The organism is Streptomyces sp. NPDC058662, from assembly GCF_042716255.1.
GTDB lineage: Bacteria > Actinomycetota > Actinomycetes > Streptomycetales > Streptomycetaceae > Streptomyces.
Genome location: NZ_JBHXRU010000071.1, coordinates 1 through 10,757 on the forward strand (window position 1 = coordinate 1; position 10,757 = coordinate 10,757).

The following is a 10,757-nucleotide window of genomic DNA, read 5'->3' on the forward strand; positions in this document are numbered from 1 at the left end:
GGCACCCCCATCGAGGCCGCCTGCCGCATCGTCATCCTCGAAGACCAGCTCGAAGAGGCCCAGCGCATCAACACCGAGTACCGCCGCGCCGCCGAACCGACGGACCCGCCCCCCACGGCCTCCGACGGCTGAGCGCCCCCGCGCCCGCGAGCGCCCTCGGCCGCCGGCTCCGCCGCCCGAGGGCACGTCAGAACACCCCCCCACGGTTCATTGCGCAGAATGTGGGAAGCAGGACCACACCCAAGCCCTGTCCCCTGCGAGGAGCCGCCATGACCACCTTCGTCATCACCGTTCCCGGCACATTCATCTCCGACGTCACCGACTCCGCGCGCTCGGTCCTCGAACGGAAACTCGCCCGGCGCCACACCGACGTCAGCGAGAGCGAAGGCCTGGACCTCCTCACCCTGAACGAGGACGGCACCTTCTCCGTCCGCCTCGAAGTCGACGCCCCGGACCGGTACGAGGCCGAACTGGACGCCACCCGACTCGTCTCGGCCGCGCTGCGGGAAGCGGGACTCGAACCCGCCGACGCCCCGCTCGGCCCGCCGGCCGTCACCGGTATCGACAGCGACCTCTGACCCGCGCCGCTACACGGCCCACTACGATGCCTTGCGTTCGGCAGGCGGCGGAGCGGGGGGCGGACGGCGTGAGCAGTTACGGCGGGGGCGGGTACACCGGCGGCGGATACGGGGACCCGGCCGCCGGCGCGGGCGGCCGACCACCGGCGGGTCAACCCGGCCCCCCGGTCCCCCCGCAGGGATACCCGTACACCCCGCCCCCGGGATACCCGTACACCCCGCCCCCGGGACCGTACGGGCCCCCCGTTCCTCCGCAGGGACACCCGTACGGATACGGATACCCGCCGCCTCCGCCGTTGCCGCCGCCCCCCGGCGAGCCCTCACGGGTTCGGCAGGCCCTGCGCGGTGTCCGCAACCCCTTCTACGCCGCCCAGCGGACCTTCCGCCCCTCGCGTCCCGGGAGGGTCGAGGATCCGCAGGTCCGCAAACTCCAGCTGTGGCGGACCGCGCTGGGACTCCTCGCCTGGGTGGGCCTGATGGTGACCTACAACGCCGTCGCCGACGCCGCCGGCGCCAAGGACGTGGCGGACGAGCGCTTCCAGCAGAGCTGGTACAGCGTCCTGATGCTCGTCTGCACCTTCCCCGTGGTGGTGGGCGCCTTCGTGACAGCCGCGCGGGGCGGGCTGCGGCGCGTCTACCTGCGGCGGGCCCTGCGCCCGCTGGGCGCGGTCGCGGCGATCATGGCCTCCATGGGCACCTCCGCGCTCGCGATGGCGCCGGAGCTGGCGGGGCTGCGGGACGCCGTCGGCCTGCCCGGGAAGATCGCCATCGGGGTGCTGTGCCTGTGGGCGGTCGGGTTCGCCCTCTACGGCATCGGCCTGTCGCTCGTGCACGTCTTCCGTACCGCCGACATCCACGAGGTGCTGCCGCCGGTCCTCGCCGGCGTCCTGGTGTGGGAGATGGCGCTCCTGGACGTGATCACCGGCGCCTACCCCCAGGTACCGGCGGCCGCCCGCGCCGTCTTCACCCTCGGCGCCCCCCTCACCGTGACCGCCCTGTCCTGGTGGGAGCTGCGCCGACTGCGCCACCGCCACGGCCTCACGGTCCGAGCCGCCCTGGGACGCTGACGCACCCCCGCCACCGCACCACCCCGCCACCGCACCACCGCGCCACCGCGCCACCGCGCCACCGCGCCACCGCGCCACCGCGCCACCGCGCCACCGCGCCACCGCGCCACCGCACCACCGCGCCACCGCGCCACCGCACCACCGCGCCACCGCGCCACCGCACCACCGCACCACCGCGCCACCGCGCCTCCGCACCACCGCGCCTCACGCCGCCGGGCCACCGCACCCACGCCACCGCACCGACGAGCTACCGCACCACCGCGCCGCACCGACGAGCCACCGCACCACCGCGCCGCACCGACGAGCCACCGCACCGCCGGGCCACCGCACCGGTGACGCGCGGCCCGCGCGTTACCCCTCCCCGGGCCCCGTGAACATCACCGGGCGGTCACGCATGCGATCGCCTCGCCTGACGCGCAGACAACTCGTCGCCCCCGTACGCCCATTGACAGCCCTTGTGTCGATTGTGGCGCGGGTCACGTGGTTGGAGAGTGGCCGCCTTCCCATCGGCTGTCCGCCGCACGCATTGAGAGGGCCCGCCCATGTCCCACAGTCCCAGCGGTGAAGTCCACCGGCTCAAGGCGAACTCGGTCGGTCTGGTCGGGGTGGTCTTCATGGCCGTCGCCACCGCCGCCCCGATCACCGCGATGACCGGGAACCTGCCGATCGCCGTAGGCTTCGGCAACGGCGTCGGAGCCCCGGCCGGATACCTCTTCGCCACCGTGGTCCTGACGGTCTTCGCCGTCGGATACGTCGCCATGGCCAAGCGGATCACCGCCGCCGGCGCCTTCTACGGATACATCTCCCACGGCCTGGGCCGGATCACGGGCATGGCCTCCGGCATGCTCGCCGTCCTGGCCTACATCGTCTTCGAGGCCTCGATCGTCGGCGTGTTCGCCTACTTCGCCCGCACCACCGTCCACGACCAGCTCGGCCTCGACCTCCCCTGGATCCTCTACGCGGCCGTGATGCTCGGCGCCACCGCCGTCCTGTCCCACTTCGACATCAACCTCACCGCCAAAGCCCTCGGCGTCATGCTCGTCGGCGAGATCGCCGTCCTCTTCGCCGTCGCCACCGCCGTACTGCTCGCGGGCGGCGGCCCGGACGGCATCCCGCTGGAACCCCTCGACCCGAAGAACGCCTTCACCGGCACCTCCGCCGGCCTCGGCATCTTCTTCGCCTTCTGGTCCTGGGTCGGCTTCGAATCGACCGCCATGTACGGCGAGGAGTCCCGCGACCCCAAGCGGGTGATCCCCCGCGCCACCCTGATCTCCGTCGTCGGCGTCGGCGTCTTCTACATCTACGTCTCCTGGATGACGATCGCCGGCAACGGCCTGTCCAAGTCCGTCGAACTGTCCTCCTCCGCCGCCCCCCTGGACCTCTTCTTCGCACCCACCCAGCAGTTCATCGGCTCCTGGGCCGTCGACTCCTTCCAATGGCTGCTCCTGACCGGCTCCTTCGCCTGCGGCATGGCCTTCCACCAGTGCGCCGCCCGCTATCTCTACGCGATCGGCCGCGAGGGCTTCCTGCACCCCGCGCTGGGCCGCACCCACCCCCGCCACGGCTCCCCGTACACCGCCTCCCTCGTGCAGAGCGCCATCGCGGTCACCCTCGTCACCGCGTTCTGGCTCACCGGCCAGGACCCCTACCTCCACCTCTACACCCTGCTCGCGATCCTCGGCACGATGGCCATCCTCATCGTCCAGACCCTGTGCTCCTTCGCCGTGATCGGCTACTTCCGCAAGAACCACCCCGAGGACCGGCACTGGTTCACCACCCTCACCGCCCCCCTGCTCGGCGGCCTGGGGATGAGCTCCGTCGTCGTCCTGCTGGTCCTCAACATGAGGACAGCGGCCGGACTCGCCGCCGACTCCCTCGTCTTCACCCTCATCCCCTGGACCGTCGCCGCCGTCTTCCTCGGCGGCCTGGCCCTCGGCACCTACCTCAAACGCAAAGCCCCCGCACGCTACGAGCTCATCGGCCGGATCGTCCTCGAAGACGCCGCCGAACGCACCCCCTGCGACGCCCCGAGCGCCTCCACCTCCGCCGCGAACGTCTGACACCCGGGAGCCACCCATGGCCCGCACCTCCGTCATGCACGCGCTCAAACGACTCGCCGCCGAACACGCCGCCGCCCGCCGCCTGGACCTACCCGCCGCCGACGTACGCGGCCTGAGCCGGCGCGCCCTGCTGGAGCGCGCCGCCGCCCTCGGCCTCGGCACCGCCCTGGCCACCACCGCCGCCACCGCCCGCGCCGCGACACCGCCGGACAGCAGACCGCCGACGGGCACCCCCCGCGTCGCCGTCGTCGGCGCGGGCATCGCGGGACTGACCGCCGCCCTCACCCTCAAGGACGCCGGCATCGCCTGCACCGTCTACGAGGCGAACCCCACCCGCGTCGGCGGCCGCATATGGACCCAGCGCGACCACTGGGCGTACGGCCACACCTCCGAGATCGGCGGCGAACTGATCGACACCAGCCACAAGAAGATCCTCGCCCTGTGCCGCCGCTTCGACCTGCCCACCGAGGACTTCCTCGGCGGCGGACCCAACGGGGCCGAGGAAGTCCTGTGGTTCGACGGCGCCTACTACCCCCGCGCCCAGGCCGACGAGGACTTCAAGAGCGTCTACCAGGCACTGCGCCGCGACCTGCAGGCCGCCGGCGAGGTCAGCTGGAACTCCGCCACCCCCGCCGGTACCGCCCTGGACACCATGTCCCTGCACCAGTGGATCGAGACCCGGGTCCCCGGCGGCCACACCTCCCGCCTCGGCCGGTTCATCGACGTCGCCTACACCGTCGAGTACGGCGCCGACACCGTCGACCAGTCCGCCCTCGCCCTGGTCCTCCTCATGGGCTACCAGCCCAACCCCGGCCACTTCAACGTCTGGGGCCTGTCCAACGAGCGCTACCACATCACCGGCGGCAACGACCGGCTCCCGCACGCCATCGCACAGGCCCTGCCCGCCGGCTCCCTGCTGATGGGCCGCGAACTCACCGCCCTGCGAGCCAACCCGGACGGCACCCAGACCCTCACCTTCGACGACTCGGGCACCACCCGCACCGTCACCGCCGACCACACCGTCCTCTGCCTGCCCCTGCCCGTACTCCAGCGCCTGGACCCCGCCGCCGCCGGCTTCGACCCCCGCATGAGGAACCTCCTGCGCGACGCCCGCATGGGCCACTGCACCAAACTCGCCATGCAGTTCACCCGCCGCCCCTGGCGCGGCACCGGCCCCTGGCCGGGCGTCTCCGCCGGGGACTGCTTCACCGACTCCGACGTCCAGCAGACCTGGGACACCACCAAGGTCCAGCCCGGCAACGCGGGCATCCTCCTCCAGTACGGGGGAGGCACCCTTGCCGGCGCGCTCACACCCCCCACCCCCTTCGCCACCGACACCGACCCCTACGTACGGACCCTCGCGCACCGCACCCTCACCGGCATCGACGCGTTCTTCCCCGGCACCGCGGCCGCCTGGAACGGCCGCGCCCAGCTGTCCGCCTGGCATCGCGACCCCCACGCCCTCGGCGCCTACTCCTACTGGCCCACCGGCTACCTGCACCGCTACGCCCGCTACGAGGGCACCGCGCAGGGCAACGTCCACATCGGCGGCGAGCACTGCAGCTACGACTTCCAGGGCTTCATGGAAGGCGGCGCCACCGAGGGCGAACGCGCCGCCCGGGAGGTCGTCACCGCCCTCACCTGAAACCACCCGCCCACCGGGCCGGCGCGCGCCCTCAGCGGGCCGGAGGGACGTACGAGGCCGCCGGGACCCGCTGCCCCCGCAAGGGGAGCGGCGGGTGCACGGCGGCGTACTCCGCGGGGGCGGCGGCCCGCACCACCGGGAACAGGCCGCGCGTCCCGGTGGCGGCCAGCAGCCGCTCCAGCGCCACCGGCAGGGGCCCGCCCAGGGTCAGGGAACGGGTCCCGCGGGCCGCGACCAGCAGGCCGAGGAGCGCGCAGTCCGCGAAACCAACGGCCCGCACGTCCACCACGACCTCGCGGACGGTCGCGGGGACAGCGCTCAGGGCCTCGCCCGCGACCGGGACGCTGTCGATGTCGAACTCGCCCGCCAGCACCAGGCACGCCCGCTCGGCGTCCCACCGTACGGAGGCTGACGCCCCGCCGCCGCGGTGCCGACGCTGCTCGTACATGGGGGGCCGCCTCTCGCTCTCCGTTCGTACTGTCTGTGCCCAGTAACGGGCGCCCGGACCGGCCCGGCCACGCGGTGGGGCCCTCTCGTCGCTGCGCGTCCCATCAGGCCCGATTGCGAAACGCGCGCCCGGGCGCACACGCCCCGCGTACGGGCCGCGGCCGTTGCGCAGGTCACCGCACGACCGCCCCGGCCGCGGCCCGAGCGGCCCTAGAATGACGACCGGACGCCGGCATCACGCCGCGCAGCGCCACCACTTGGCACACAAGGCACAAGGCACAAGGCACAAGGCACGAGACGCGAGGGCCCGGGGCGCCGCGGGCGCGGGCCCGCCGGCCGGTGGAATACCGCGGGAACCCCCGGCGGGGCGGACGGCGAAGGAACGAGGGCGGCGGTGCAGGCGGTGGAGGCGTTCTCCTTCGACAGCGACAACCTGGAGGAGACCGAGGCGTTCCTGTCGAGCGCGTACACGCCCATGAGGATCGGCGGCACGCCGCAGAACGCGCGCGCACGGATCGACCGCCACGCCGCCGGCGGCCTGAAGGTCGACAGGCTCTCCTTCGGCTACACCATGGCCTACGACGCCGACTGCCTGAACCAGGTGTGCCTGGTCACCCTCCACGAGGGCACCTTCGTGGACACCACCGGCGGCGGCGAGGAGCACTTCGGGCCCGGCGAGACCTTCATGCTCGCCCCCCACGACCGCCCCTACCGGGGCGAGGTCCGCTCCGCCCGCTACACCCTCACCCTGTTCGACCCCGCCCTCCTCGGCGAGGTGGCCGTCACCGGGGCCCGCTTCCCGGGCCCGGTGGAACTGACCGGACAACGGGCCCTGACCCCCGCCGCCAACGCCCGGCTGGGCGCCGCGGTCGCCTACCTCCGCGACCACGTCCTGACCGAGCCGCTGACCGGCGACAGCCCGCTCATCGCCACCACCGCCGCCCGCCACCTGGCCTCCGTTGCCCTGGCCGCCCTGCCCAACACCACCCTGAGCGCCCGCCCCCACCCCATCGACAGCCGCGACGCCACCAGCGACACCCTGCGCCGCGCCATCGCTTTCATCGAGGACAACGCCCACCTCGACGTCACACTGGAGCAGATCGCCGCGTCCATCCCCATCACCCCGCGAGCCGTCCAGTACGCCTTCGCCCGCCACGCCGACACCACCCCCCTGCGCTACCTCCGACGCGTCCGCCTGGCCCGCGCCCACCACGACCTGCGCCACGCCGACCCGGACACCACCCGCATCAGCGACATCGCCCGGCGCTGGGGCTTCGCCCACCAAGGCCGGTTCGCCACCGCCTACCGGCAGGAGTACGGCGTCCCGCCCTCCACCACACTCCACCTCTGACCACGCCCGCCCCCCGGCCCACCCGCGGCGCCGACGGGCCGGCGGCCGGCGCCCCGGGGCGTAGCGCCAGCACCGGCGGGTAGGCGAGCGGCACTGCCCGCGAGTGGAGGAGGACCCCGTATGCCGGCCCCGCCCGTCCCCGCGTACGGAGCACCGCCCGACTACGACGCCCTGCTGGGCGGCCGCTACCAACTCCGGGGCGTCATAGGATCCGGCGGCACCGCGGACGTCTTCCGCGGCATCGACCAGGTACTGGGCCGCGAGGTGGCCGTCAAGGTGTTCCGCCCCGGCGCGGACACGGTCACCGCCGACCGCTTCTGCGACGAGGCCCGCACCCTGGCCCGCCTCTCCCACCGCGCCCTCGTCACCGTCTACGACGCCGGCCGCCACGGACACGGCGCCTACATGGTCACCGAGTTGATCCGCGGCGTCACCCTGCGCACCCGCATGGACGCGGGCCCCCTCAGCCCCGTCCAGGTCACCCGGATCGGCGCCGACATCGCATCGGCCCTCGACCACGTCCACGCCCACGGCATCATCCACCACGACGTGAAGCCCTCCAACGTCATCCTCGGCGAGGAAGGCTCCCCGTACCTCGCCGACTTCGGGCTGTCCAGGACCGTGCACGCCCACTCCCACAGCGCACCCGACACCCTCGTCGGCACGCTCGCCTACATGGCCCCCGAGCAGTTCCTCGGCCAGGGCGCCAGTACGGCCAGCGACATCTACGCCCTGGGAGTGACCCTCCTGGAAGCACTCACCGGCCACCGCGAGTACCGGGGAACACCCGTGGAGATCGGCACCGCCCACCTCCTGCATCCGCCCCGCGTCCCCGAGGGCCTGCCACCGGACCTCGCCCGCCTGTTGCGGGCCATGACCGACCAGGACCCCCAGGCGCGCCCCGACGCCGCCGCCGTCCACCTGGGCCTGCTCGGCGCCGCCCCGGCACCGCCCACGCGCGCCGCGGCGGGCGCCGCACCCCGCGACACCCGTACGCACCGCACCCCCGTGCCGCCCGCCGCCGCATCCCGTACCGAACCCGCACCCCCGCCCCGTCCCGGGCGCGCGGCCGCCGGCCGTCGGCGCGCCGCCCTGTCGGGCCTGGCGGCGGTGAGCGTCGCGGCCACCTGCGCGCTGGTGGTCGGCGGCACCACCGCGGGCCGGGACGCGCCGCCCTCCGCCCCCGTCCGCGAGCACTCCTCGGCGTCGAAGGACACCCAGACGCCCCCGTCGCCGCCCGCCCCCGCCGCGCCGGACGTGGCGCAGCCGCAGCCGCAGGCGGCCACGACCACCGCACCGCCCCTCCCGGCGCCCGCCGGCCCCTCCTCCTCGCAACCGGGCGGCGAGCGCCCGGCGCAGGCGCCCGGGACGCAGAGCACGAAGGACACGCCGGGAAAGGCGAAGGGGAAGGAGAAGAAGGGCAAGGGGCAGGGCTGATCGGCGATCTTTCCCACCTGATGCAAACGATCAGTGGACCGGCACGTTTGGAAACCGCCACACGGTGCAGACGATCGTTAACACCAACTTTATCCATCGAGGTAGGAGACGCAATCATGGGCATTCTGGCTTGGATCCTCATAGGGCTGCTCGCGGGCCTCATCGCCAAGGCGCTCATGCCGGGCAAGGACCCGGGCGGCATCATCATCACGATGCTGATCGGTATCGCGGGCGGTCTGCTCGGCGGCTGGCTCGGCAAGGTCATCTTCGGTGTCGACTCCATCGACGGCTTCTTCGACCTGTCCACCTGGATCGCCGCCATCATCGGCTCCGTCATCCTCCTGGCCATCTACCGACTGGTCACCGGCAACAAGCGTCGCCACAGCCACGCCTGAGTGACGCGCGGTCCCTTCCCGGGACGGGAAACGGCTCCCCCTCTTCGAGGGCGGAGCCGTTCCGCTGTTCCCGCACCCGCCCGGCCCGCGACGACCGCGCCGGGCGAAGCCGGCTGCCACGACGGACTGTTCAGGGTCCGGGTGTCCAAGAGGTCCCCGGGCCGCAGCAGGGCGGCGCGGCCCACCTCGTGCCTCAGGTAGGAGTCGGCCCATCCGCTGCCCGAGGGCTCGGGCTGGGCGGCCAGGGGCAGTTCGTACGGAGCGGACGCCGCATCGCGAGGCGCGCCGAGCAGCCGGGACAGGACCTCCGCGCACGCGCGGACCAAGAGGGGCGCCGACCGCGGCGAGAAGCCGTCGACGAGGTGCCGGCGAGGAGCGACTCCCCGCCCCCGCTGGAGCGTTCGACCCCGGACGGCTGGAGGCGTTTACGTGTCTCGGGCCTGCGAGAGGGACCCGGCGGCCCCGGGCGGAGCCGCGGCATCCGGCGCGGGCGGCAGGGCCTCGGCGTAGCCGCAACGGCCGCCGCCCCCACCGCCGGGCGGCGGTGGGGGCGGCGGGCGCTGTCGGGTGTCGGGCGTCTACGCGCGGTCGTGCCCGCCGTCGTCCCCCCGCGGCCCGGGCCGCAGGTCCAGCATGGCCAGGAGCGAGGCCAGGTCGTCGGGACCACGGGTGTGCGACACGACCGCCTCGTGGGCCTGGTCGCGGCGCTCGGCGGGGCCCGCAGGGGCCTCCCGGCACGGCAACCGGCCCGTGAGGGGCGATCCGGCCCCGCTCACCCGGCCCGTACCCGACCGGTGCTGGGCGGCGGTCGGGCAGACGGCCCGGCCGGCCGCGGCGCGGCGGCGCCTCGCGCCGCGGGTGACGGCGGCCAGGGCCCGCGTCACCACGCGCGGGCCGAGCGCCGCCGGACGCAGCAGCGAGCCGAGGGATATCCGCCGGGAGGTGCGACGGCTGTCGGTCATGGGGGCTCCTCGTCGTTCCGGTCGGGGCCCGGGCCGGCAGCCGGCCCGGGCCCCGAGGTCGCGTGCGGTCGGTCGGGCGGTCGGGACCTCGTCCACGGCGCGCGCCAGGGTGCGGAAATCCTGCCTCAGCGGGATCCGGTGAGGGAGGCGGCGACCGCCCTGGCGCCCTGGACGGTACTCGCCGCGGCCGCCTGCGCGGGGCGGCGGACCGCCTCGACCGGGTGCCGGTGGTCCAGGGCGTGCCGGGAGCGGTAGGCGAGGGAGGGCTTGCCGTGGGTGTCCGCGGCGGTGATGAGGAGCCCGCCGAGCGCGGAGAGGTCGGTCAGGAAGCGGGCGCGCCGATGTGCGCGCTCCTCGGGGTCCTCCACCGTCCAGAAGGCGTGCGCGGTGAGGGACGTCGGCACCAGCGTGGCGGCGAGGGTGAGCGCGGCCAGGCGCGGGGCGCGCCCGGTGGCGAGCATCAGCGCCGCGGCGGCCTGGACCGCGCTGGTGACGCGTACCAGTTGCCGCGGATCCCCGGCGAGGGCCGGCACCCGCGCGCCGACGGCCCGGGCGAGGGGTTGGACGACTTCCGCGACGTCCTCGGGATGGCGCAGGGTGCGCAGCCCCGCGGTGACGAACGGGGCGGCGAGCAGGGGACGGGCGAGCTTTCGTAGGACAGCCATGTCCCGCTGCTGCCCACAGCCGCCCCCTCCACGCGGGGTCCGCCCCGATCCGTCCGCGCGGCGCCGCCCCCCCGGGGGGGGCCGGCGCCCCGCGGCCCACAGCGGGCGGGGTGGGGGGTACCCAGCGGCGGCGGGGTCTGGCTCAAACGG

General features: G+C 74.4%; 10 protein-coding genes and 1 pseudogene. 8 read left to right on the forward strand and 3 right to left on the reverse strand.

What is annotated here, in order from left to right; all coding sequences use genetic code 11:
* The 5 genes and pseudogenes from ACFWUQ_RS22450 to ACFWUQ_RS22470 all read left to right on the forward strand — a co-directional run.
* A pseudogene (locus ACFWUQ_RS22450) lies at window positions 1-132 on the forward strand (MerR family transcriptional regulator); the annotation flags it as partial.
* A 137-nt stretch (window positions 133-269) separates the two neighbouring features.
* Entirely contained in the window at window positions 270-578 is a 309-nt protein-coding gene (locus ACFWUQ_RS22455) for a hypothetical protein (protein WP_384540756.1), read from the forward strand.
* A 296-nt stretch (window positions 579-874) separates the two neighbouring features.
* Complete coding sequence (locus tag ACFWUQ_RS22460) at window positions 875-1,645, forward strand: hypothetical protein (RefSeq protein WP_384540759.1); 771 nt, start codon at window positions 875-877, stop codon at window positions 1,643-1,645.
* Between the two features lie 542 nt (window positions 1,646-2,187).
* On the forward strand, window positions 2,188-3,705 hold the full coding sequence (locus ACFWUQ_RS22465) for an APC family permease (protein WP_384540762.1): 1,518 nt from the start codon (window positions 2,188-2,190) through the stop codon (window positions 3,703-3,705).
* Between the two features lie 16 nt (window positions 3,706-3,721).
* Window positions 3,722-5,350, forward strand: coding sequence for a flavin monoamine oxidase family protein (locus ACFWUQ_RS22470; protein ID WP_384540764.1), 1,629 nt, complete (start codon window positions 3,722-3,724; stop codon window positions 5,348-5,350).
* 31 nt (window positions 5,351-5,381) lie between these two features.
* On the opposite strand, the gene ACFWUQ_RS22475 is transcribed toward ACFWUQ_RS22470, so the two are convergent.
* Window positions 5,382-5,798, reverse strand: coding sequence for an STAS domain-containing protein (locus ACFWUQ_RS22475; protein ID WP_384540767.1), 417 nt, complete (start codon window positions 5,796-5,798; stop codon window positions 5,382-5,384).
* Window positions 5,799-6,191: 393 nt separating this feature from the next.
* On the opposite strand from ACFWUQ_RS22475, the gene ACFWUQ_RS22480 reads away from it, so the two are divergent.
* From ACFWUQ_RS22480 to ACFWUQ_RS22490, 3 genes are all read left to right on the forward strand, one after another.
* Window positions 6,192-7,148, forward strand: a complete 957-nt coding sequence (locus ACFWUQ_RS22480; RefSeq protein WP_384540771.1) for a helix-turn-helix transcriptional regulator — start codon at window positions 6,192-6,194, stop codon at window positions 7,146-7,148.
* Between the two features lie 120 nt (window positions 7,149-7,268).
* The gene (locus ACFWUQ_RS22485; protein ID WP_384540774.1) at window positions 7,269-8,585 is read left to right on the forward strand and encodes a serine/threonine-protein kinase; all 1,317 of its coding nucleotides are present in this window, start codon (window positions 7,269-7,271) and stop codon (window positions 8,583-8,585) included.
* A 116-nt stretch (window positions 8,586-8,701) separates the two neighbouring features.
* Window positions 8,702-8,980: a GlsB/YeaQ/YmgE family stress response membrane protein gene (locus ACFWUQ_RS22490; RefSeq protein ID WP_384540776.1), complete on the forward strand. Its 279-nt coding sequence runs from the start codon at window positions 8,702-8,704 to the stop codon at window positions 8,978-8,980.
* A 578-nt stretch (window positions 8,981-9,558) separates the two neighbouring features.
* Here the strand turns inward: ACFWUQ_RS22490 and ACFWUQ_RS22495 are convergent.
* A complete protein-coding gene (locus ACFWUQ_RS22495) occupies window positions 9,559-9,942 on the reverse strand; it encodes a hypothetical protein (RefSeq protein ID WP_384540779.1) in 384 nt (127 codons plus the stop codon).
* A gap of 125 nt (window positions 9,943-10,067) precedes the next feature.
* The gene (locus ACFWUQ_RS22500; protein WP_384540781.1) at window positions 10,068-10,607 is read right to left on the reverse strand and encodes a DoxX family membrane protein; all 540 of its coding nucleotides are present in this window, start codon (window positions 10,605-10,607) and stop codon (window positions 10,068-10,070) included.
* Window positions 10,608-10,757: the final 150 nt, after the last annotated feature.